23 protein-coding genes are annotated in these 21571 nt (G+C 46.5%); 8 read left to right on the top strand and 15 right to left on the bottom strand.

The window, feature by feature from the left end:
- Window positions 1-3 precede the first annotated feature (3 nt).
- Genes MOX91_RS07820 through MOX91_RS07835 form a run of 4 tightly spaced genes read left to right on the top strand, consistent with a single transcriptional unit; the run spans window position 4 to window position 4175 of the window.
- Window positions 4-924 (top strand): D-alanine--D-alanine ligase family protein, encoded by a 921-nt coding sequence (locus MOX91_RS07820; RefSeq protein ID WP_370397528.1) that lies wholly within the window; start codon window positions 4-6, stop codon window positions 922-924.
- Entirely contained in the window at window positions 925-1803 is an 879-nt protein-coding gene (locus tag MOX91_RS07825) for a cell division protein FtsQ/DivIB (protein WP_370397529.1), read from the top strand.
- Complete coding sequence (gene ftsA, locus MOX91_RS07830; RefSeq protein WP_370397530.1) at window positions 1800-2999, top strand: cell division protein FtsA; 1200 nt, start codon at window positions 1800-1802, stop codon at window positions 2997-2999. The genes MOX91_RS07825 and ftsA overlap by 4 nt, the downstream gene beginning before the upstream one ends.
- 3 nt (window positions 3000-3002) lie before the next feature.
- On the top strand, window positions 3003-4175 hold the full coding sequence (locus tag MOX91_RS07835; protein WP_370397531.1) for a cell division protein FtsZ: 1173 nt from the start codon (window positions 3003-3005) through the stop codon (window positions 4173-4175).
- A 3-nt stretch (window positions 4176-4178) separates the two neighbouring features.
- Here MOX91_RS07835 and MOX91_RS07840 read toward each other — a convergent pair whose 3' ends face one another.
- The 14 genes from MOX91_RS07840 to MOX91_RS07905 form a co-directional block, all read right to left on the bottom strand.
- Entirely contained in the window at window positions 4179-4733 is a 555-nt protein-coding gene (locus MOX91_RS07840) for a DUF456 domain-containing protein (protein ID WP_370397532.1), read from the bottom strand.
- A gap of 3 nt (window positions 4734-4736) precedes the next feature.
- Window positions 4737-5456: a hypothetical protein gene (locus MOX91_RS07845; protein ID WP_370397533.1), complete on the bottom strand. Its 720-nt coding sequence runs from the start codon at window positions 5454-5456 to the stop codon at window positions 4737-4739.
- Between the two features lie 64 nt (window positions 5457-5520).
- Complete coding sequence (locus MOX91_RS07850; RefSeq protein WP_370397534.1) at window positions 5521-7047, bottom strand: YifB family Mg chelatase-like AAA ATPase; 1527 nt, start codon at window positions 7045-7047, stop codon at window positions 5521-5523.
- A gap of 1 nt (window position 7048) precedes the next feature.
- Entirely contained in the window at window positions 7049-7396 is a 348-nt protein-coding gene (gene rsfS, locus MOX91_RS07855; protein WP_370397535.1) for a ribosome silencing factor, read from the bottom strand.
- Between the two features lie 12 nt (window positions 7397-7408).
- A complete protein-coding gene (gene nadD / locus MOX91_RS07860; RefSeq protein WP_370397536.1) occupies window positions 7409-7993 on the bottom strand; it encodes a nicotinate (nicotinamide) nucleotide adenylyltransferase in 585 nt (194 codons plus the stop codon).
- Between the two features lie 159 nt (window positions 7994-8152).
- Window positions 8153-8569 (bottom strand): ATP synthase F1 subunit epsilon, encoded by a 417-nt coding sequence (gene atpC / locus MOX91_RS07865; RefSeq protein WP_370397537.1) that lies wholly within the window; start codon window positions 8567-8569, stop codon window positions 8153-8155.
- Between the two features lies 1 nt (window position 8570).
- A complete protein-coding gene (gene atpD, locus MOX91_RS07870) occupies window positions 8571-10004 on the bottom strand; it encodes a F0F1 ATP synthase subunit beta (protein ID WP_370397538.1) in 1434 nt (477 codons plus the stop codon).
- 16 nt (window positions 10005-10020) lie between these two features.
- On the bottom strand, window positions 10021-10899 hold the full coding sequence (gene atpG, locus MOX91_RS07875; RefSeq protein ID WP_370397539.1) for an ATP synthase F1 subunit gamma: 879 nt from the start codon (window positions 10897-10899) through the stop codon (window positions 10021-10023).
- 23 nt (window positions 10900-10922) lie between these two features.
- A complete protein-coding gene (atpA, locus tag MOX91_RS07880) occupies window positions 10923-12449 on the bottom strand; it encodes a F0F1 ATP synthase subunit alpha (protein WP_370397540.1) in 1527 nt (508 codons plus the stop codon).
- A gap of 11 nt (window positions 12450-12460) precedes the next feature.
- On the bottom strand, window positions 12461-12856 hold the full coding sequence (locus tag MOX91_RS07885) for a F0F1 ATP synthase subunit delta (protein ID WP_370397541.1): 396 nt from the start codon (window positions 12854-12856) through the stop codon (window positions 12461-12463).
- The gene (gene atpF / locus MOX91_RS07890) at window positions 12857-13387 is read right to left on the bottom strand and encodes a F0F1 ATP synthase subunit B (protein ID WP_370397542.1); all 531 of its coding nucleotides are present in this window, start codon (window positions 13385-13387) and stop codon (window positions 12857-12859) included.
- Between the two features lie 12 nt (window positions 13388-13399).
- A complete protein-coding gene (locus tag MOX91_RS07895; RefSeq protein WP_370397543.1) occupies window positions 13400-13624 on the bottom strand; it encodes an ATP synthase F0 subunit c in 225 nt (74 codons plus the stop codon).
- A gap of 35 nt (window positions 13625-13659) precedes the next feature.
- The gene (gene atpB, locus MOX91_RS07900; RefSeq protein WP_370397544.1) at window positions 13660-14718 is read right to left on the bottom strand and encodes a F0F1 ATP synthase subunit A; all 1059 of its coding nucleotides are present in this window, start codon (window positions 14716-14718) and stop codon (window positions 13660-13662) included.
- Window positions 14719-14999: 281 nt separating this feature from the next.
- Window positions 15000-15392: a hypothetical protein gene (locus tag MOX91_RS07905; RefSeq protein WP_370397545.1), complete on the bottom strand. Its 393-nt coding sequence runs from the start codon at window positions 15390-15392 to the stop codon at window positions 15000-15002.
- Window positions 15393-15522: 130 nt separating this feature from the next.
- Here MOX91_RS07905 and MOX91_RS07910 point away from each other — a divergent pair, with 130 nt between their 5' ends.
- The 4 genes from MOX91_RS07910 to MOX91_RS07925 all read left to right on the top strand — a co-directional run bounded on the left by MOX91_RS07910 (window position 15523) and on the right by MOX91_RS07925 (window position 20596).
- The gene (locus tag MOX91_RS07910) at window positions 15523-18384 is read left to right on the top strand and encodes a hypothetical protein (RefSeq protein ID WP_370397546.1); all 2862 of its coding nucleotides are present in this window, start codon (window positions 15523-15525) and stop codon (window positions 18382-18384) included.
- A 118-nt stretch (window positions 18385-18502) separates the two neighbouring features.
- Entirely contained in the window at window positions 18503-18748 is a 246-nt protein-coding gene (locus MOX91_RS07915) for a hypothetical protein (RefSeq protein ID WP_370397547.1), read from the top strand.
- 141 nt (window positions 18749-18889) lie between these two features.
- Window positions 18890-19690, top strand: a complete 801-nt coding sequence (gene lpxA / locus MOX91_RS07920; RefSeq protein WP_370397548.1) for an acyl-ACP--UDP-N-acetylglucosamine O-acyltransferase — start codon at window positions 18890-18892, stop codon at window positions 19688-19690.
- 3 nt (window positions 19691-19693) lie between these two features.
- The gene (locus MOX91_RS07925; protein ID WP_370397549.1) at window positions 19694-20596 is read left to right on the top strand and encodes a PdxA family dehydrogenase; all 903 of its coding nucleotides are present in this window, start codon (window positions 19694-19696) and stop codon (window positions 20594-20596) included.
- A 6-nt stretch (window positions 20597-20602) separates the two neighbouring features.
- On the opposite strand, the gene MOX91_RS07930 is transcribed toward MOX91_RS07925, so the two are convergent.
- On the bottom strand, window positions 20603-21481 hold the full coding sequence (locus MOX91_RS07930) for an AraC family transcriptional regulator (RefSeq protein WP_370397550.1): 879 nt from the start codon (window positions 21479-21481) through the stop codon (window positions 20603-20605).
- Window positions 21482-21571 lie beyond the last annotated feature (90 nt).

Genomic DNA, 21571 nt, shown 5'->3' on the forward strand with positions numbered 1-21571 from the left:
ATTATGGAAAATTTTAAAGTTGCCGTGCTCATGGGCGGGATTTCCTCGGAAAGGGAAGTGTCGCTTGTAAGCGGAAAATTTGTATTTGAATCCGTCAAAAAAAATTTTGACGCCGTTTGCATCACTCTCGACAAAAACGAGCTTCCCAAAGGCTTGTCTTCGCAGAATACCATAGTGTTTCCCGTAATGCACGGCGAATACGGGGAAGACGGGACCCTGCAAAAAGAGCTTGAAGACGCAGGATTTGCATATGCCGGAACAAACAGCATTGCAAGCAGGGTATGTATGAATAAGCCTGCGGCAAAATTCCTCATGGGCGCGGCGGGATTAAACGTTGCAAAAGGGATTGCTTTCAGCGCAAAAGAAAAACCCTCCGCTTGCGCCGCGGCAGAGATGCTCGGAGAGCGCCTGATTTTAAAGCCCGCCGACAAGGGAAGCAGCGTCGGGCTTAAAACACTGAACGGGAAAGCGGAGCTTGAAGCCGCGCTTTCTGAAATCTCGGAGGGAATGTGGTTGCTTGAAAGCTTTTTCAAAGGCAGGGAATTTTCAATCGGCGTAATAGGCGGAAAAGCCGCAGGAATTGTAGAAATTATCCCCGAAGGCGGCGTTTACGACTTTAAGCGCAAATACACGAAAGGCGCAACCCGCTACGAGTTTCCCGCAAAGCTTTCCGAAAAAGAAACGGAGAATATGAAGTGCGCGGCTGAAAAAGCATTCGCAGTCTGCGGATGCAGGGATTTTTCAAGAGTTGATTTCCTCATGGATGAAAGCGGAAATTTTATCGTACTTGAAATAAACACCCTGCCCGGAATGACGCCCACAAGTCTCCTTCCCAAAAGCGCATCGTGCGCGGGATACGATTTCGACGGTCTTTGCAAAAAAATGCTTGAAGGCGCAATAATGCGTTTCCGAAAAAACAGATAAGTGCCGCAAAAAAAAACACAGTCTTGGCAGGATTTAAAACCCTCCTCAAAAAAGCGCGAAAACGCAACCTGGCGGGCGCGGCTTAAACTTGTTTTCATTTGGTTTAAGCGCATATTTTTGCTTGCCGCTTTTTGCGCAATCGCATTCGGGGCATTCTATGTTTACGACAACGGGCTGATTGAAAAACTCCTTACGCCCTCAACCGAAGAACTGAAAGAAACAATTTATAAAACCAACGGCAAAATTTCAAAAATCTGGGCAAAAAAGCACGGATACTTGCCAAAGCCCCAAAACCTCGCACAAATAGACGTAAAGCAAATCCAGTCCAACCTGCTGAAAATATCGCAGATAAAAAGCGCGGACGTCGCCAAAATTTACCCCGACAAAATTTCCATTGAAATAAAGGAATACTCTCCGTCTGCAAGAGTAGCCATTGCGCAAAACCGCAAAGTTAGGGAATACATGCTTTCAAAAGAAGGCGTCATATTCAGCCCTGTCTGCATAAAAAAATCCGAAACTGCCGACCTCCCGTGGATAACGGGCATACCCATAATTCAAAAAGGTCCGCACTTCGCCGCCTATCCCTATGCAGAAAGCATAGACGAGCTTGTAAAAGAAGCCCGCCTGCGCGTGCCGAAAAATTTTTCAACCTGGCGCACGATAAACGCAAGGGAGCTTGGAAGCATCACCCTGCCAATCATGATAGTTTCGACAACCGAAAACGTAAAAATAGTGTTCCACGCAAAAAACATAAAATTTCAGTTGGAAAAACTGGAATATATCTTGAGATTTTTTGAAGAAGAAGGTTTAGTGAATGTAGAAAAAATCGATCTTGCCCTGAAAGGCAGGGCTATTGTAAGCTTGCGCAAAAACAAATGAACAACAACCCGATAGTTTTGGCACTCGAAATAGGCACCTCAAAAATGGTGGCGGTGGCGGGCGAATTGCTAAATTCGTCCGAAATAAACGTGCTGAGCGTCGGCAGGGGGAAGCCGGGGGGAGTAAAAAAAGCGGACATAATCGACCTCGGGAAAGCGGCTTCGCTTGCGCAGTCCGCCATTGAAGAGGCGCAAAAAGAAATAGGAAACGCAGATGTTGATTTTGTCTATCTTGCAATCAGCGGCTCGCAAATTTCCGCAATCCGCTCGACAGGTTCCGCAAACATAAGCGCAATAGACGGCACAATATCAAAGCAAGACATAGAGCGCGCGAAAAACGACGCCAAAAGCAAAATTCTGCCACCCGATGCCTGCTTCATAAACCGAATTTGTTGCGGATACTACATAGACGGTCAATACGTTAAAAATCCCGAAGGGCAGAAAGGCAGCCTCTTGGAAGCCGAATACTGGCTGATGTACGCCAATAAGGACAAGATTTTAAACGCGATGAGCGTCGTGCAAACTTTCGGAAATCTTGAAATAGAGGAAATTCTGCATTCCGGCATAGCCTCCGCCCTCGCCTGCACGACTCCCCTGCAAAGAGAAAACGGCGTGCTATGCATAGACATAGGCTGCGGCGCAACCGACTACGCTTTCTTTAAAAACGGCAAAGTTTTTCAGGCGGGAACAATTCCCGTCGGCGGAGACCATGTGACAAACGACCTTTCTCTGGGGCTTAGGCTCAGCATGAAAAACGCCAACAAAACCAAGCTGAAATACGGAAAAATAATTCCCACCGAAGACGAACTGCGCGGAGATGTCTGGCTTAACGGAGATAAAAGCATCGGCGATAAAATAATACCACTGGCATCGATAAACAAAATAATATGCCTGCGCTTTGAAGAACTTTTCAGCAATATTCGCGCAGAACTTTCCGACTACTTTGCAAACGGCAATGTCTCGGAAGTCCTGCTGACAGGCGGAGTGTCGCGCACGCAGGATTTGAGCGGGCTTGCAAGCACGGTTTTAGGAGTCCAGACAAGAAACGCCCGCGCGGCGGAATGGGTGCCTGCAAATTTGGCGTCCCCCGAATATTCAACGGTTCTCGGGCTTTTGGCGGCGGCAAGCCGCGACATGAAAAAGCGCGGCAAAAAAAGCGGCGGCTCAATATTTTCAAACATTTTCAAAAAGCGTTAAGCGATGTCTAATTTTGGCAATTTCATAAAGGCGGTTGGTATCGGCGGAGGCGGTGTAAACTCCCTCGAATACTTGCGCGGCGCTCTATGCGGCGGCTCGTGCCTTGCCATAAACACAGACGCAAAATCAATCGAAGCCTCTTTGGCGGAAGAAAAAATTTTAATAGGTAAATCAATAACGCGCTCAATGGGCGCGGGCGGGGACATATCTCTTGCAGAACGCGCGGCGCAAGACGACTTGGACGCGATAAAGGCGGCGTTTGAAAATGTAAAGCTTCTATTTATAACAGTGTCATTGGGCGGCGGCACAGGGTCTGCGGTCGCTCCCGTTGCGGCAAAAATAGCGAGGGATTTAGGTATTTGCGTGATAGCTTTCTGCACCCTTCCATTCAGCTTCGAGGGACAAGGCAAGACGAGAGTGGCCGAAAACGCATTCAAAAAAATGCGGGCAATATGCAATGCGGCAATAGCCCTGCCAAACGACGAGATGCTCGCAGAAAGCGCGCAGGCAAACATAATTTCAGCATTTGAAAAGGCAAGCCTTTGCGTCAGGGCGGCGACGGGGTCTATTTCAAACCTCGTCTCGGAACGCGGATTTATAAATGTCGATTTCAATTCGCTAAAAAACACCCTGCAAACCCCTGCCCCCGCAAAAACGGCATTCGCATTCGGCTCGGGGCAAGGCGCAAATTATGTCTCAAAGGCGTTAAAAAACTTTGAATCTTTCCCCGCGCTGAAATCCAAATTTTCCGCCCAAAAAGCGGACAAGCTTTTGGTGGGAGTGCGCGCGGGAAGCGACACGCAAATGGCGCAATTAAAAGAAACCCTGATTTCAATGGCGTCAAAATTCACAAACAGCGAAAACGTCAGCTTCGGAGTAATCATCGAACCGTCTTTTCAAAAGCGCATAGAGCTTACGGCTATCGGACTTGAAGTATCGGAAGAGCTGTTTGAAGAGCCCGAGGAAGAGGAAAAGCCAAAAGAAGCGCAAAAAAAGCCACGCAAGATACGCCACAACAAAAATATCGAACAAAACCAGAGCGAATTCGACTTCGTGGACGTCGATTTGAAACGCGGATTTTTTGACGACACCGCGCGCAACATTTACGGCAAGGAAGATTTGGACGTTCCCACTTTTATGCGCCGCAACATAAAAATTCAAATTTCAAAAAAATAGGCTTTAATTTATAAACGAGTCCAAAAGTGCAATTAAAATCATAACAAAAATAATTGCCGACTTTGCAAATACGCCCAAAAGCGTGCCCCAAAAAGCCCCTTTGCCCGAACGCCAAGCCATTTTTGAATCGCCCCATGCCCTCTCGAAAACAAACGCAAAAAGAGGCGGAGAGAAAAATATTGCAAGAAGCGCAAGCGGCGGAAAGGCAAAAGAAAAAACTATTCCGAACACCACCCCGAAAAGCGCGCCACGCGCCCCCTGCCTCGTGGGAGTGTATTTTATCGGCAACCAAAAATCCAAAACTTGCGCAAACAGCGCAAGAGCCGCGCATATAAATACGCTAAGCCATGACATGGAATAAAATCCTATTGTAAGCTTCCAAATTAGAATTCCGCAAAACGCGAGAAACACACCGGGAAGCATAGGCAGAATGCACCCCAAAAACGAAACGGCAAAAATGATTAAAAGAACCGCTGAAATTGCCACAAACTCCCCGAAAGACCAAACTGCGTCTTTGTTCTCGCATATTGAAAGCCATATGTCCCGCAAGCATTCCATGGATTAGTTTTCCTTATTCCTTGTATCAGCATTTTCTTCAAAATTCCCACTCGGATTTTTTAACCAATTAAACCCGAAAACAGCCTCGTCGGACACTTTGACTCCATGTTCCAAAAGGCGGTTTTTCGCAAACTGCGCCAGAGTTTTTTCCGCCGCGGAGCGCGCAAGCGCAAAATTTTCAAACGAACCTCCGCGCTTTCTGTAATTGTCAACGACATTCATAACCAAGCGAGAGCGCAGCATTTCGGCAGTCGATTCAAAACGAGTGAATTTTGAATTTTTAGACGAAAAGCCAAGCTTTGAAATGTCAACTATCGTCGCGGTGTCGTCAAAAAGAATTTCAGGAAGCCATATATCTACATACTCAAAACTTCTGCCGTCTCTTTTTTCGTCGGAATAAACAATCTTCCACCTCGCGTCGTTTACAGGCACATAGTAGTTGTAAAACGCGGGCAGAGGCTCCAAATAAAAAACCAAATCAGGCATAAGCTCGCGCTTTAAAACGATTTTATCCTCTATCTCGCCATGAATTGTCGCAATTACCCATTTGTCGGCAGGCATTGAATTTTTAATCGTCGCGGAGGAAAGAGTGATTATCCTGCCGCCGCGCGCGCAAGCCAAAACTTCGTCGGCAAGCCCGCTTGCGATAAAATAAAATATTGCGCCCGAAAGCAGAAACAAAAATGCAAGCGCAAGAAAAGCGGCGCGTTTTAGTTTTCTCATATAACCAAAAATCCTCATACAAAAACTTTACGAAAAAAAACGCACAAAACGCGAGAAAATTTTGCTAACGCCTGTCGAGAGAACGATAGTTTATTGCTTCAAGCAAATGCCTGCGCTGAATTTTTTCGGAATTGTCCAAGTCGGCAATGGTTCTTGAAACTTTTATAATCCTGTCCCACGCACGGGCAGAAAGGTTTAGGCTTTCCATCGCCGAGGCAAGCATGGAACGCAAGTCGCCGTCCAAAGAGCAATACGCCTTTATATGCTTTGATGACATTGAAGCATTGTTGCGTATGCCCGAATCGGCAAAACGCTCCGATTGTATCTTGCGGGCGGCATCAATTCTCTTTCTGATTTCCGCCGAGCTTTCCCCCTGTGCAGACGAGCCTATTTCGTCCAAGGATATGGCGGGAGCTTCAACATGTATGTCTATCCTGTCAAGAAGAGGCCCCGATATTTTCGAGCGGTAACGCTGTATCTGAAGAGGCGTGCAATGGCAGGCATGGCGTTTATCCCCGTAATATCCGCACGGGCATGGATTCATTGCCGCAACAAGCATAAACTTGCACGGGATTTCCACCTTGCCCGCAGAGCGCGATATGCTGACATATCCGTCCTCCAAAGGCTGGCGCATCACTTCAAGCGCGCTGCGCTTAAATTCCGGAAGCTCGTCCAAAAACAAGACACCGTTATGGGCAAGAGAAATTTCTCCGGGCTTTGGAACAGAGCCGCCTCCTATCAAGCCAACGTCGCTGATTGTGTGGTGCGGAGAGCGGAACGGACGCTTGAAAAATTTGTTTTCGCCGTCCCTTGAAATTCCCGCAGCGGAGTAAATGCCCAAAACTTCCAAAAATTCTTCGAGAGTGGGCATTGGCATTATGGAGGGTATTCTCTTTGCAATCATGCTCTTGCCGGAACCCGGAGGGCCAACCATGAGCAGATTATGCCCGCCCGCAACCGCAACTTCAACCGCCCTTCTAACTTGAAGCTGCCCCTTGACTTCGGAAAAATCGGGCATATAACTTTCGCCCGCCCTTCTTGAATAAGGGGAATCTTCAAGGGCGACAGGCTTTAATTCGATTTTCCCGTTTAGGAAATCCACAACTTCAACAAGACTGTCGGCAGCGATTACTTCAATTCCCTCCACAAGCGCGGCTTCGTAAGCGGACTCGCGGGGCAAAATCACACCGCGCTTCAATTTTCTTGCAAGAAGAGCAAGCGAAACACCGCCGTAAATGCTCCTTATTTGCCCCGATAGCGCAAGCTCGCCCGCAATGACATACCCGCTCATTTTTTCAGGCGCAATCCTGCCCGTTGACGCCAGCAATCCAAGCGCGATTGGCAGGTCGTACATGGGGCCTTCCTTGCGAATGTCGCCAGGCGCCAGATTTATCGTGGTGCGTGTTTGGGGCATCGCAAAGCCGCTGTTTGCCAAAGCGGAGCAAACCCTGTCCTGCGACTCTTTCACTGCGGCGTCGGGAAGCCCCACCATAAAAACGCGCGGTTCCCCTTTTTCCCCCGAGTTTACTTCCACTTCGACAGGCAAGGCGTCAACGCCTACAAGCGCGCCCGAATGTACGGTTGAAAGCATTTTAAAGTTTCAATTCAACCGCATCTTTCCAAAGGGCTTCAAGCTTGTACTGCCCGCGCTGTTCTTCAAGGAATATGTGCGCCATAAAGTCGAACGCGTCAACAACAATCCATCCGCTTCCCGCGGCATAGTCCCTGCCGACCGCCTCTACGCCGTTTTCCTTCAACACGGCATCAAGCGATGCCGCAAGAGCCTTCATGTGCGGCTCGGAATTGGCGGTCGCCAAAATGAAATAGTTTGTTATCGGAGATTTGCCCCTTACGTCCAAGATTTTTAGGTCGATTGCCTTTTTGTCTTCGAGGGCGTCGCGGCAGGCTGTTAAAATTTTTAAGATGTCTTCTTCTTGCATAATTAAAAATTATCAAATATAAAGTTTCTTTTCTTTTATATAATTTAAGACATTTTCGTCAACAAAATCATTTTCAAAATTTCCTTTTTTCAAATTTTCTCGGATTTCAGTTGACGAAACTTCCATCGGCTCAAAAGGCACAACTTCTATTTTTGCATAGTTTGGGAGATTATGGTTTTCCATTTTTTCATCGCCGCGCTTGGCAACGGCAAAAGACGCAAGCCTTGCAAGCTCTTCAATGTTGTGCCACTTATGGAGGCTCAAAAGCTGGTCTGTGCCAATAATCCAAAAAAACTGCGCGTCTTTTATCTTTTCCCTTAAAAGCTTGACAGTATCAACCGAATAGCTGATGCCACCGCGATCCTTTTCGATTTCCAAAATTCTGTATTTTTTGCCGAATTTTTTAAGGGCGATTTTAAGCATTTCAAGCCTGTCGTCAAAACTTGCGATGTGCGGATTGGGCTTTAACGGCGCGGTAAAGGCGGGTATAAAAAAAATTTCGTAAAGCCCCAACGCCTCGCATGCGGCATTTGCAATTTCCAAATGCGCCTTGTGAGGTGGGTCGAAACTTCCGCCCATTATTCCGATTTTAAGCATATTCTGATTTAATTTTATGAAATAACATAGCGCAAAAAATGACACGGCATAAAGTGCGGCAAAGTTCCATTAAACAAGACTTTGAAAAACCACGAAAAAATGCGCAAATAACACCGACACGGCTTCTTTTCAAAGCCAGAAACAGCGTTTTCGCACATTTTAGCGTTTTCTGTTTTTGGAAAGCTGCTGGGCGATTGCAAATCTTATTGTGGATTCGAGCCTTTCGATTTCCTCAGGGTCGGACTCGCGCAAAGACTTGTATTTTTCAAGAGACGCGACCGCCCTCGCCTTCGCCTCTTCCACACTTTCCAAATCGATGTTATCGACTTCGATGGCGGCTTCGGTAAGCACTGAAACCGTGTCTGAAACACATCTTGCGTACCCTTTGTCAACCGCAAGGCTCTCCTGCTTTCCGCCGCGCACAACTTGGATTTCGCCCGCCTCGATAATCGTCACAATCGGAATATGCCCCTTTAAAATCTGAATTTCTCCAGAGCGGGTGGGCAATGTCACACTCTCCACTTCGGAACTCTTCCAAGCTATTCCTTCTGGAGTGACTATTTCAAGGTACAACATGCTATTTCTTTTGTGATTTTTCGTGCGCTTCCAAGACTTCTTCTATCCTGCCTTTCAAATAGAAGTCGTTTTCGTTGATATGGTCAACTTCGCCGTCCAAAATCATTTTGAATCCCCTTACGGTGTCGGCAATTTTAACGTAAGTGCCGGGCACGCCGTTAAAGATTTCCGAAACGTGGAACGGGTGCGACAAAAACCTCTGTATTTTTCTCGCGCGGAAAACCGTCAACTTGTCCTCGTCTGAAAGCTCGTCGATGCCCAAAATCGAGATGATGTCCTGCAAGTCTTTGTACTTTTGCAAGACTTCCTGGACGCCGCGCGCAACCTTGAAATGCTCTTCGCCAACGATGTCGGGCGTTAGGGCGTTTGAAGTGGAGGCAAGAGGGTCAACAGCGGGATAAATGCCCAAGGAAGCTATCGCCCTATCCAACACGATTGTCGAGTCCAAGTGCGCGAAAGTGTTTGCAGGAGCCGGGTCAGTCAAGTCGTCAGCGGGAACATAAACCGCCTGGAAAGATGTAATAGAGCCGTTTTTGGTGGAGGTGATTCTCTCCTGAAGCTCGCCCATTTCAGTAGCCAAAGTCGGCTGGTAGCCCACTGCTGAAGGAGAACGCCCCAAAAGCGCGCTGACTTCCGAACCCGCCTGCGAAAATCTGAAAATGTTGTCGATGAAAAGCAATACGTCCTGACCTTCCTTGTCGCGGAAATACTCAGCCATTGTAAGGGCAGAAAGAGCAACGCGCATACGCGCGCCGGGGGGCTCGTTCATCTGTCCGTAAACAAGCGCAACCTTTGATTCGGAAAGATTTTTTTGGTTAATGACGCCCGAATCCGACATTTCGTGGTAAAGGTCGTTGCCCTCTCTCGAGCGTTCGCCGACTCCCGCGAAAATCGAAAAGCCGCCATGCGCGTGCGCAATGTTGTGGATAAGCTCCATAATGACAACCGTCTTGCCGACACCCGCGCCGCCGAACGCGCCTACCTTGCCGCCCCTGACAAACGGGCATATCAAGTCAATCGGCTTTATGCCCGTTTCCAATACTTCCGCCTTGGTGCTTTGCTCCGACAAACTCGGAGCCTTGCGGTGGATTGGCATTCTTTCGGAAACTTCGATTTTTCCCGCATTGTCAACCGCATCTCCCACAACGTTAAAAATTCTGCCCAAAACTCCGCGCCCCACGGGAACTTTTATGGGAGAGCCTGTATTTTCCGCCTTGTCTCCCCTTCGCAAGCCTTCGGTCGAACCCATTGCAACGCAACGCATGACGCCGTCGCCCAAGTGCTGCTGGATTTCCAGAACAACGCTCTTTTCAACGCCTTCAACATTCATTTTTGCATTCAGCGCGGTATAGATTTCAGGCAGCGGATTGCAATCGAACTTAACATCCACAACCGCCCCCATGACTTGCGTTATAATTCCTATAGAGTCGCTCATTTTTATTTCCTTAAATTCATTGTTGAGAAATTGCCGAAGCCGCGGCGATTTCCGTAATTTCAGTTGTAATGGCGGTTTGGCGCGCCTTGTTGTACTCCAAAGTGAGAGCCGCCATCAAAGATTCCGCATTGTCGCTTGCGCCCTTCATCGCGACCATTCGCGCGCTTTGCTCCGAAGCCTTTGCGTCGAGTGCCATATGGTAAACGATGTTTTTTATGTAGTAGAGCGGAAGCTCGTACATAAGCTCGCCCAAAGACGGCTCAAACTGTATTTCCCTTGCATCTGTCTTCCTGTCTGCCAAATCCGCCTTGTACTTTACGCGCATTCGGTCGATGAAGTTATCCAAGTCGTCGATTGGAAGTATTTTTACAAGCTCAGGCTCCTGCTTAATCGTGTTTATGAAAGCGGGATAGAGAACTTCGATTGTGCCGACGCGGTTTTCCCTGTATTCGGAAACGGCAAGCTCGACAATCGGGCGGATTTCGGAAAAAGAGATGTTGTCTGAAATTTTGAACTGCGCCAAAAGTTTGCGACCCGTCGCGCTTATAAACCTTGCCGCCTTTGCGCCCACTGCAATAAACTCGCAGTCGCCTTCAAGGGCGGATATGCGCTTAAACAAATTTGTGTTCAAAACCCCGCATAAGCCCTTGTCGGTTGAAAAAACTATTATCAAGCGGCGGTCTTGATTTTTCCTGACGCCGAAAAGCTCCTGAAACTTCGCCGTCAAATGAGGATCCAAAATATCTATCAAATCCATCAAAAGCAAAGTATAATCCCTGCCCGACGCCGCACGCGTCTGCGCCTTTTTCATTTTTGAAGCCGCAACAAGCTGCATTGCGCGGGTTATCTGCCCCGTGCTTTTCACAGCCTTGATTCGGCTTCTTATTTCGCGCATTCCCTTCACGTTTTAAGCTCCGCTTAGTTAAAAGATTTTCTCCACTCGGCACAAGCTCCGCCAAGCTTCGACTTCAATTCGTCGCTTAACATTTTGTTTGCAACGACATCTTCCAAAAGCCCCGCAAATCTCGCCTCAAAATAGTTTTTGAAACTTTGAACCGCCTCCATGATTTTCTTAACGGGGATATCGTCCAAGAAATTGTTTTGATAGGCGTAAAGGATTGCGATTTCCATTCCAAGAGAAAGCGGCGAATTGTTGTTCTGCTTCAAAAGCTCGACAAGCCTGTCGCCCCTGCCGATGATTTCCTTTGTGCGCGCGTCCAAGTCCGAGCCGAACTGGGCAAAAGCCGCCAATTCCTTGTACTGGGAATATTCGCCCTTCAATGTCGAAGAAACCTGTTTCAAGGCTTTAAGCTGCGCCGCAGAACCAACGCGCGAAACCGAAACCCCGACCGCAATAGCGGGGCGGACGCCCTGGTTGAACAAGTCCGTTTCAAGGAAAATCTGCCCGTCGGTGATTGAAATCACGTTTGTGGGAATGTAAGCTGAAATATCGCCCGCCTGCGTTTCGATTATCGGAAGAGCGGTGAGAGAACCGCCGCCGTTTTCCTTGTTGAGGCGCGCCGCGCGTTCCAAAAGTCGAGAGTGCAGATAAAAAACGTCGCCGGGATACGCTTCACGACCTGACGGGCGTTTCAAGATTAAAGAAATCTGCCTGTAAGCCGCCGCATGCTTTGAAAGGTCGTCATAAACGATTAAAGCGTCCATTCCATTTTCCATGAACCATTCGCCCATTGCGCAACCCGCATACGGGGCGATGTAAAGGCTCGAAGCGTTTTCTGCCGCCGAAGCCGCAACCACGATTGTGTATTTTAACGCATTCTTTTCTTCCAAAAGCTGGATTGTGCGGGCAATTTTAGAATTTTTTTGACCTATTGCGACATAAATTGAATAGACAGGTCTGAAATCGGGCTTATTCTTGCCTTCTTCGTTTAAGCGCGCCTGGTTTATTATGGTGTCTATCGCAACGGAAGTCTTGCCCGTTCCCCTGTCGCCGATTATCAGCTCGCGCTGTCCCCTGCCGATTGGAATCATGGAGTCCACCGCCAAAATGCCCGTTTGCAAAGGCTGGTCAACGCTCTTTCTCGGCAAGATGCCCGGAGCTATTTTTTCAACGGGATACGTCGCGACACTTTCGATTGCGCCCTTGCCGTCGAGAGGATTTCCAAGCACATCGACAACCCTGCCAAGAAGCCCCATGCCGACAGGCACACTCAACAATTTGCCCGTCGTCTGCGCGGTCTGCCCCTCTTTTATGTGGGACACGTCGCCCATCAGGACGCACGACACTTCGTCCTCGCCCAAATTCAGCGCGATGCCGTAAACGCCGCCCTCAAAGGCAATCATTTCGTTATACATCGCCTCGCGCAAGCCGCTCACTCTCGCAACGCCGTCGGCAACGGAAATAATCGTGCCTATGCTGCTTTTTTTGGAGTCGTTTTCAATGCGCTTAATGTGCGCTTCAATGTCTTTTAGTATCTCGTTCATTTGGCTTTTGTTTAAAGTTTTGCCCCCAAAGACTTTGCAAGGTCTTCAAGCTTCATTTTAAGGGAATTTTCGTAAACGGCATCGCCCACCGTGATTTTAAGCCCCGCTATCAGATTTTCGTTTTCGACAAATTCGGGAACGGATTTTGGATTTTTTGAAAGTATAAAAGCCGCGATTTTGCCCTTTTCCGAATCTCCAAGCTCTCCCGCAAATTCAACGACGGCTTTGTCGGACTCAATCCTAACGCCCATGCGCCTCTTGTATTCGCGCAAAAGCTTCATTTTGTTCGCTTCGGGAATTTCAGTTTCCACAAATTCCAAAACGGCGTTTACCCTTTCCAAAGATATGCGCCCTTCGGAATCTTCCGAAAGCGAAACCAAGCGTCCTGCCAAATCCCTAACAGTCATCTATTTTTCTAATTTTTCAGCCGATTTTTTGGCAATTCTCGATTTTGCCTCCGCGTCAAGCTCCTCTTTCAAGACGCTTTCGGCGGTTTTGACAACCAGCGCGGAAAGCTCAGCCTTCAATTCGGATTTCATCTTTTCGCGCTCCGAGGCAATCTCGCCTTTCGCCTTTTCGATTGCTTCAAGCGATTTTTGCGAAGCTTCCGCGCTTGCCTTTTCGAGCATCGCTTTCGCGTCGTTTTTTGTTTTTGCAATTATTTCGGAAGCCTCCTGCGCCGCCGCCGCAATCTTTTGCGAACACTGCTTCTCGCATTCGAGGAGGCGTCGCTGCGCTTCCATGGCATCTTGAACGCCCTGCTCGATTTTCTTTTGGCGGGCGTCGGCTGTTTTCATTACAGGCTTAAACACGAATTTGTAGAGGATTGCCGCCAATATCACAAACATCAGCCCCTGGGATATCAAAATATCCCATTCCACCCCGAATTGGGAAAGGAACGACAGACTGTCTCCGCCTGCTGCAAATAACGCGTTCATAAAATACGCTTATTACTTTGCAAGAAATATTGCGTAGAACACGATAGCTTCAGCCATCGCCATTGCAAGAATGCCGAAAATCATTATGTTTGTAAACGCACCCGGATTGCGCCCGACAGCTTCCGCGCCCTTCGCGCCGATAAAGCCTACGCCCAAAGCCGCGCCCAAGCAGGCTATCGCAACGTGTATGTTGCCCGTTACACCGCTATTTACAACTTCTGCCAATAATTCTGTCATTTTTTTACCTTTCGTGATGTTAAATGTTTAATGTTTTATTTCTCGCTTAAAGTCTGCCCCAACGCCTCAGAATGTTCGAGTTTCAAAGTTTCCCCGCTCGGATGGGCGTCATGGTCTTCGCCGTGGTTTGTGATAAGCCCTATGTAAAGGGCTGTAAGAAGAGTGAATACGAAGGCCTGCACGCATGCCACCAAAAGCTCCAAGAAGTAGAACGGCAGAGGCACAATCCACGAGATAAACTGCATCGCGCCCCCGCTCCAAGCCATCGAGTGCATGGCTTCCAATAGGGTTTCACCGCCAAAAACATTGCCAAACAACCTAAAAGAAAGCGATATCGGACGCACGCATGCGGAAATCACTTCGATAAACCCGACCGCAAAAAATATGGGAAACAGCATGTAATACATGAGGGCGGGAACTTCGCTTTTGTTTGCCTTGTTGCCGAACCAGTCGTGATAGAGCGCGCCAAAACCCGCATACTTCTTTACAAAATAAAAGAAGAGGAAAAACGAAATGAGAGAAAGCGCAAGCGTCATGTTTAAGTCGGTATGCGCGGGGCGGATGAAAGGCGAAAACTTTTCAGCCTTCAACTCTCCGCTTTCCATATGCTCAATATGAAAACCCTGCGCTTCATACTTTGGCGCATCTTCGGCGGAAACTATTTGAGTTTTTTCCTCCCCGACAGAGCCTACGCCCGGCAAAAGCCCGCCCAAATTCATCGCCAAAATGAACGTAAAAAGACATATTAAATAAGGAGCCGCCCCCTTGTAGGCGCGCTTTCCCATGATGGGGGATAAAACATTGCCTATTGCGTCAATCAAAGTTTCAACGATAACCTGCCCCTTTGACGGGACTTCTTTCGCGCCACCTTTCAGCAACACGAACCTGAAAAACAAAGCGATGAAAATACAAAAAGCCGCCGCCGTAAGCATTGAATTTGTTATGGGCATTCCCCAAACCCTGAACATGACATCGGGCTTCAAAGACGCAGAGGCATATGCTCCGTTAGACGCAAAAAATAACGATGAAATGCAACCAAGCCGAAGCAAATTGCGAATAAATTTTATCTTAAAATAATCGATAAAGTGCGCCATTTTTAGTATATGATATTCGCACCGCCCCCGCAATTTGTCAAATAAAATAAGTTTTTTTCCAAAAAGCCCATTCAAAAAAATCCAAAATAAAAACCATAAACTACTAAACGACAAAAACAAAGTTTATCTTAAACAAAAAAAACACCTTAATCAATAAGAGACAAAAAAAGCCGCTTGCATTTTGCAAACGGCGTAGCTGAAATTTTCGTTTTATAAAAAAATCTGCAAAAAAACTGCTTAAAGGACAAATTTTAATATATGATAAAAAGAATGCGTTAAAATCAGTCTTTTTTGGGAACTGATTTCAAAATTTGAGAAAGCATGTGTATGGATTCGCGCATGGGTCTTCTCTGCAAAAATTCGGCGACAATTTTTAGATCGTCGTCAAGAGTTGAAGTTGAGTGCCTGCCCTTAATTATAGGCTCAATTACGTCCAAGTTGCAACCTACGCGCTCAATTTCATCTTTCAAATACGCGTTTAAAATTTTTACGCCAAATTCATCGTTATCCCACTCGTTTAAAAGTTTTTTCAAAGTCTCAGTAGAAGGGCGAACGCCTTGCTTTAAATTCGTCGGCATGGTCTTGTTGAGACCATTCTGCTCCGCCCACGACGACGGCGCAACTCCCGACTTATTACAGGCTTCAATGAATTCCGTATAAAGGTAATTTTGCATAAATTAAATACAGATTCAAATTGAAATTTAAATGCGAATCAATTTTTAAGATTGACAGGTTTTTCAATTTTAATCTGAAATTTAGATTTAAATAGAGATTAAAAAAAACATTCAAAAAACAATTAAAATCATGGAAAAGATAAGAGTTATAGTATGCATTATGGCTGCGGGGCTGTGTGCGATGCTTGCGGGCTGCGGAGAGAGCGGCTCTAAAAAGTGGAGGCTCGACAACAATGATCTTACGCACGTTGAAAGGGCGTGGCTTGAAGAGGGGATAAAAATCCGCGAAAAAGCCCAAAAAACGGGCGATTGGAGCACTATCGATTGGCCCAATTTTCTTATAATGTTTCCTCAGGACGCCAAAAAATGCGAGAAAGCAGGCGGCTTTGAAAAGTTCACCGGATGGGACTGGTCGAGGCTCATTGCCCAAGAGCCGCGCTTTGAAAAGCAGTGCGAAAAATTCGGCGGTTGGGCTAAAATGTCAAACAGCAACTGGATATCATTGCTCTCCGAAAACGAGTCGTTTATGAAAAAAGCCGACGAGCTCGACATTTGGAAGAATTTTTCCGCCAAAGACTGGCAGTACGCTCTTTCGACAAAAAAGCCTTATTTAAAAGATAAGTGCGACAAGCTTGACGGCTGGAAGCATTTTGATTTGCCCGCCTGGATGCAGATGATAAAAGAAGACGGCAAATTTTTGGAGTACGCCCAAGAGCGCAAGTTGTTCGACTGTTTGTCGGCGGATCAGTGGATTTCCATATTGATTTCCGAAGAGGATCCGAAATTTTTGGAAATCGCAAAACATAAAGGAATCTTTAAAAATTTCAATTCAGAAAATTGGTATGACATTCTTTCGAAAAAACCTGAATTTGTGCCGTATTTTAAGGAGGTCGCTTCGTTTGATATTTTTACGGACAAGGATCTCTATAAATTGTACATCACGGTTTCGAATTTGCGTAACGAGATTTTCAAGCTTGGAAGAATCGACGTCGACGACGCGGCGGAGATGGAAAATATAATCGCGAAATTCCAGTCGCGCTTCGATGGGAATCGTCGTTCTTTTTATTCGAGAGATCGCGGAATTTCAGGCGCGGAGCTTGCCGTTGTTTTTGAAATGTTTCCCGATTACGCCATTTCCAAATTGAACGAGGGCGCAATAAAATCTTTTGACAAAAGCGTGTTTGTGGATTTGTTCAGTCGCTGCGACAAATCGGTTTTCGATGGCATCTTGGAAAAGTACGCCTATGCCATCGCATGGAAAAAGATTTCTCTTTCGCAGTGGTTTGCGATTGTTGCCTCGCAGGAAAGCGGGTACGATTTGTTCAAAAAGAATGTGGATATAAAAACCGTTTCGGGCGCGGCGATAAAAGCGGCAATGTCGGATAATGTCAAAAATTTTGCCTATCTTTTTGAAAAGCACGATATGGGCAGGGAACTTTCAAAAAATCAGTGGGTCGAAATTTTTGCAAAAGTGCAAAATTCCAACAGCGATTTTGAAGCCTCAAAAAAATTACTCGAAATTCTTACGGGGCGCAAAATAAACAGCTATCGGGATCTGGAACTTGCAGCAATCGAGATGGAAAATATGTCCGAAGCAGAGAAGCTCGACGCGTTAAATCGCGCGGCGAACTCAAATGCGGCGGCAGGCAAAGAAGACAAACTGCTGGGTTTGCTAAAAGGCAAAAAGCAAGCCTCTGACGAAGCCAAAAAAGAAGAGCAAAAGCCGTTTGATATTGTTGAAATCGCAAAAAAATGCGGCGTGTTTGAGCAGTTCAGCAGAGAGGACTGGCTGAAAGCCACAAGCGGAGAATATAAAGACAAAATAATCGAGGAATATTTCCGCCTAAACAAGGACAAGCCTTCACAAGAGTGGATAGAAGAGCTTGTTCAGCTGCGGCCTGTGGAAATTTTTAACTTGTGGGAAAAACTTCAAACAAATCATTGGAAAAAATTCTTTTCGGATTTTGATGAGGCAATAGGAAAGCTTGAAGATAAAACTTCCCGAAGCAGAAGCGGGGATGGGGAAAGCGAAAATGTTTTGGCGCAGGGGCGGAAAACATTTAACGAATTGTTCGCGAAGGCGGACGAGCACAAGGCTTTTGAAAAATTCGACGACCTTCGCTTCCTTTTAGATTATGCATTTAAATATCCCGCCGCAAAAGAGTGCGCAAAAAAATATGTAAAAAAAGAGATATGGCAGGATTATTTTTCGGCAAACGCAAACGATGATGAAATTTGCGAATATTTCAAAGAAGAGATTTTGGCTTTGAATAATGCCGACGTAATCCAAATTATAAACTCAGACGGCAAAGTTTCGGAAAATGCAAAGCGAAGATTTAAAAGCAAAAGGGAAATACGCCAATATAATGAAAGAAGAAGAAATAGGGGATATCAAAAAGGTAACTTGTTGCCGATTTTAAAAATTTACGACGTCAACAAATTATCTTTTGATGAGCTTTTGGCGATCATTGACAAATGCCCGACGGCGATTTTGGAGTATAAAAATTTTGTTAATCTTACAGAAGAACAACAAAATGCATTAATATCTAAAAAAGTATTTTTTAATGCCGATTTTGCAAGAAAGATGGAAAACGACAAGGAATTTGCAGATGTATTGCCCGATGAAAAAAATTATGCATTACATGATCTTCATACAGATTCGTTAAGATTGCAATACGGATTACAACCCGGATTTAAAAATTTTAATAGATATGATTTTGAGCAAATATGTTACAAACTAGAAAACGGTTATGGCTCATATAGAGGAGATCCTCAGCCTGTTTTTGAAAAAATATTCAAACTTTATCTGTATTATATCGCGGCGGAAAACGGATCGGCGTTGGCATGGTGGAAAATCGGGGAATATTATGAAAATAATCCGCCGTTTTTTTGGGAAAATTATAAAAGATTCGCGGAAAAGCCGGACAAAGACTTTTGCCAAAAATTTTATAAAAAAGCAAAGGAACTTGGGTATGATCCTGGCAATAAATAATTTCAAAAGGCAAAACTTATGAGCACTGTTGCGGGGTTGATTTACGGGGCGTTGTGCTTTGTGATATGGACTTGCTCCTCGTGTACGTCTTGGGGCGCGGAGGCATCGCCATGCGTTTTTGAAGGCGGCGCAAAAAAACTACATTTGCAAGTCTTGCGGCACGATTGTCTGCGCAAAATCGCAGCCGAAAGTCGGCGGCTGCCCGAATTCAAAATCGCGCATTCACCAGTGGTTTTGCGCGGGCGAGGCGGGGCAAACGCCTTACCAGTGCTCGAACTGTTCGATTCTGATCTATTCAAAAAATACTCCTATAGCAAGCGAATGTACTAAAACTACGCTTCATGTTTGGCACAAGTTAAAGTAAAGATTTGTTCGCCTTATAAAAATTTGAGCCTGCCGATTTCGGCGGGCTTTTTTGTGAGGAAAATCGGTTTTTTGGCGCGCAAAAGTTTTTGCTTTATATTTGTGGCAAAGGGAGTATTGTATATTCAAACAGATTTAAAATATGGCAAGCATTCATCCCACTGCTATTATTGGCGAAAACGCAAAAATCGATCCGACGGCGGAAGTCGGCGCGTATGCGATTATTGAAAACGGCGCGGAAGTCGGCGCAGGGTCTGTCATAGAGCCTCATGCCCGTTTATGTTCGGGCGCAAAGATTGGCGCAAACTGCACGATTTCTTCTTTTACAACGATAGCGGGGCTTCCGCAGGATTTGCATTTCGATAAATCCACAATTTCTTATGTTGAAATTGCTGACGGCTCGGTTGTAAGGGAAGGAGCGACAATCCACCGCGCAACAAAAGAAAACGCCTCAACCAAAATCGGCAAAAACTGCCTCATCATGGCGAATGCCCACATAGGCCATGACTGCGTTTTCGGCGACAGGGTAATTATGGCTCCTTTTTCAGCGGCAGGCGGTTTTGTGGAAGTAGGCAATGACACTTTCATTTCGGGCGGCGTAATGCTTCACCAGAAAATAAGGGTTGGCGAAGGCGTGATGCTAAGCGGAAATTCCGCGCTTAGTTTGGATGTCCCGCCTTTCGTAAACTCGCTTTCGCGCAACAACATTGCGGGGTTCAATCTCGTGGGGCTTATGCGAAGAAAAGTCGCAAGAGAGGCCATAGCGGAGTTAAAAAAGCTGTACGCCTTGGTGTATGGCGGCGGCAATCCCCGCAAAAACGCAAAAGAGGCGTTCGATTCGGGCCTTGCAAAGACAAATGAGGGAAAAACATTTCTGCGTTTCTTTTTTGAAAATGAAAACAGCAAAGGCATAGTTCGCCCGCGTTCGCGCAACGAAGACTGATTTATGAAAAAAATCGCCCTGACAATAGGAGACCCGTCGGGAATAGGCCCTGAAATTATAAAGTCTTGGGCGGAAACCCATGCGGAAGATGCAAAAGGCGTCGAAGTCTTGGCGCATGCCAAATTTTTGGACGCCCTGCCCGACTGTGTCGGAAAATTTGAAATCAAGACAAATGCCGACTTTAAGTTTGGCAAGCCCTGCAAAGAAGGCGCGCAGCTTGCGTTGGACGCCATGGAATTTGCCGCCAAAGGATGCCTTGAAGGCAGATATTCCTCGGTTGCAACGGCTCCCGTAAGCAAAATTTGCATGGCGCAAGTATGCCCTGACTTCATAGGGCAGACCGAATTTTTCCAAAAAAGATGGGGTGGAAACGCGGTAATGAGTTTTGTAGGCTCAAAAATGATAGTGGCTCTTGCGACATGGCATATTCCTCTAAAAGACGTTCCGAGTTCGATTTCAAAAGAAAACATATCCCGCGCGGTTGAATGCGCGGCAATTCTCGCCGAAAAAGTACGCGAAAAAGCCGTCCCAAACATTGCGCTTTGCGGATTAAATCCGCACGCGGGCGAAGACGGGATGCTGGGAAGCGAAGAGCGCGATGTCATAAATCCGCTCGCCGATGTTTTGCGAAAAAAATATTCGGGATTAAGCTCCGCCCTGCCCCCTGACACGGTGTTTAACAGAATGTTAAAAGGTGAATTTGACGCGGCGGTTGCGATGTACCACGACCAGGGGCTTGCGCCCTTGAAGGCGGTTGATTTCGACAACGCCGTAAACGTTTCAATGGGCTTAAAATTTATCAGGACAAGCCCCGACCACGGAACGGCTTTCGGGATTGCGGGCAAAGGGCTGGCGGACTGCAAAAGCTTGGCAAGCGCAATATCCCTTGCCAAAAAGCTGGCGTGATGCGCCCTATTTTGAAATGTCCTGTTTTGGAGAGACGCCGAAGAGCCTTTTATATTCCCTGCTGAACTGGGTCGGGCTTTCATAGCCGACCGAATATGCGGCTTCGGCAATTCCCGCGCTTTCGGCTATCATAATCCTTTTTGCCTCGTGAAGGCGCAGAGCTTTTTGATATTGTATCGGGCTTGTGGATGTAATTTTTTTGAACCGCCTGTGGAAAGTTGTCGGCGCCATGTTAACATACTTTGCCAAATCTTCTACTTGGAAAGATTTTGTGAAATTTTCTTTGAGCCATTTTACCGCGCGGGAAATTCTGTTACTTTCGGTTCCCACCGTGCAAAATTCGCGCACATGCCTGCCCATTGGGCTTATCAGAACGCGCGAATAAATTTCGCGAATTACAATAGGAGCCAAAACGTCCCTTTCACCATCTTTGTCCAAAAGCTCCACAAGCCTCAAAAACGCGCCCAGCATTCCCTCGTCGGCGTCCGCCACCGCAAGCCCCTTGCAAAGCCCCGAACCGCTTATTTTTTCAAGAGGCATTTCAGCAATCATTTGCGAAACCACTCCGATATCCAAATCTACCGAAAGCGTTATGAGCGGCTTTTGCGGGCTTGCCTCCATAACGTAGCTCGTCCCGGGAACTTCTATGCCCGAAACAAGACACTGGTTTTCATGATACACGGTTTCTTCTCCGCCTACGACCGCCCTCTTAGCACCCTGCACCATCAAAATAATTTTGGGGGAATAAAAGCATTTTTCGCGGCGCGAGGCATCGTCAACCCTGTTCATGTAAAATCCCGCGATTTCAGTGGTTTTATATCCCGGAACACCAAGGCGTTTTAAAGCCGCCTTTTTTAAACACGCATTTATTTTAGATATACCCATAAGCCGCAAAAAACAATTTTTACGAAAAAATTACAGTTCAAGAATATTCGGTCAAGCACAAATCGGCAGGATTAGGCAGATTTTAGGTCG

This window comes from Intestinicryptomonas porci, assembly GCF_033971905.1.
Classification (GTDB): Bacteria; Verrucomicrobiota; Verrucomicrobiia; order Opitutales; family Intestinicryptomonadaceae; genus Intestinicryptomonas; species Intestinicryptomonas porci.

Bases quoted from the DNA above. Each gene is read 5' to 3' on its own strand.
- MOX91_RS07820 (WP_370397528.1), top strand. From the start codon at position 4: ATGGAAAATTTTAAAGTTGCCGTGCTCATGGGCGGGATTTCCTCGGAA.
- ftsA (WP_370397530.1), top strand. From the start codon at position 1,800: ATGAACAACAACCCGATAGTTTTGGCACTCGAAATAGGCACCTCAAAA.
- MOX91_RS07835 (WP_370397531.1), top strand. From the start codon at position 3,003: ATGTCTAATTTTGGCAATTTCATAAAGGCGGTTGGTATCGGCGGAGGC.
- MOX91_RS07840 (WP_370397532.1), bottom strand. From the start codon at position 4,733: ATGGAATGCTTGCGGGACATATGGCTTTCAATATGCGAGAACAAAGAC.
- MOX91_RS07845 (WP_370397533.1), bottom strand. From the start codon at position 5,456: ATGAGAAAACTAAAACGCGCCGCTTTTCTTGCGCTTGCATTTTTGTTT.
- MOX91_RS07850 (WP_370397534.1), bottom strand. From the start codon at position 7,047: ATGCTTTCAACCGTACATTCGGGCGCGCTTGTAGGCGTTGACGCCTTG.
- rsfS (WP_370397535.1), bottom strand. From the start codon at position 7,396: ATGCAAGAAGAAGACATCTTAAAAATTTTAACAGCCTGCCGCGACGCC.
- nadD (WP_370397536.1), bottom strand. From the start codon at position 7,993: ATGCTTAAAATCGGAATAATGGGCGGAAGTTTCGACCCACCTCACAAG.
- atpC (WP_370397537.1), bottom strand. From the start codon at position 8,569: ATGTTGTACCTTGAAATAGTCACTCCAGAAGGAATAGCTTGGAAGAGT.
- atpD (WP_370397538.1), bottom strand. From the start codon at position 10,004: ATGAGCGACTCTATAGGAATTATAACGCAAGTCATGGGGGCGGTTGTG.
- atpG (WP_370397539.1), bottom strand. From the start codon at position 10,899: ATGCGCGAAATAAGAAGCCGAATCAAGGCTGTGAAAAGCACGGGGCAG.
- atpA (WP_370397540.1), bottom strand. From the start codon at position 12,449: ATGAACGAGATACTAAAAGACATTGAAGCGCACATTAAGCGCATTGAA.
- MOX91_RS07885 (WP_370397541.1), bottom strand. From the start codon at position 12,856: ATGACTGTTAGGGATTTGGCAGGACGCTTGGTTTCGCTTTCGGAAGAT.
- atpF (WP_370397542.1), bottom strand. From the start codon at position 13,387: ATGAACGCGTTATTTGCAGCAGGCGGAGACAGTCTGTCGTTCCTTTCC.
- MOX91_RS07895 (WP_370397543.1), bottom strand. From the start codon at position 13,624: ATGACAGAATTATTGGCAGAAGTTGTAAATAGCGGTGTAACGGGCAAC.
- atpB (WP_370397544.1), bottom strand. From the start codon at position 14,718: ATGGCGCACTTTATCGATTATTTTAAGATAAAATTTATTCGCAATTTG.
- MOX91_RS07905 (WP_370397545.1), bottom strand. From the start codon at position 15,392: ATGCAAAATTACCTTTATACGGAATTCATTGAAGCCTGTAATAAGTCG.
- MOX91_RS07910 (WP_370397546.1), top strand. From the start codon at position 15,523: ATGGAAAAGATAAGAGTTATAGTATGCATTATGGCTGCGGGGCTGTGT.
- lpxA (WP_370397548.1), top strand. From the start codon at position 18,890: ATGGCAAGCATTCATCCCACTGCTATTATTGGCGAAAACGCAAAAATC.
- MOX91_RS07925 (WP_370397549.1), top strand. From the start codon at position 19,694: ATGAAAAAAATCGCCCTGACAATAGGAGACCCGTCGGGAATAGGCCCT.
- MOX91_RS07930 (WP_370397550.1), bottom strand. From the start codon at position 21,481: ATGGGTATATCTAAAATAAATGCGTGTTTAAAAAAGGCGGCTTTAAAA.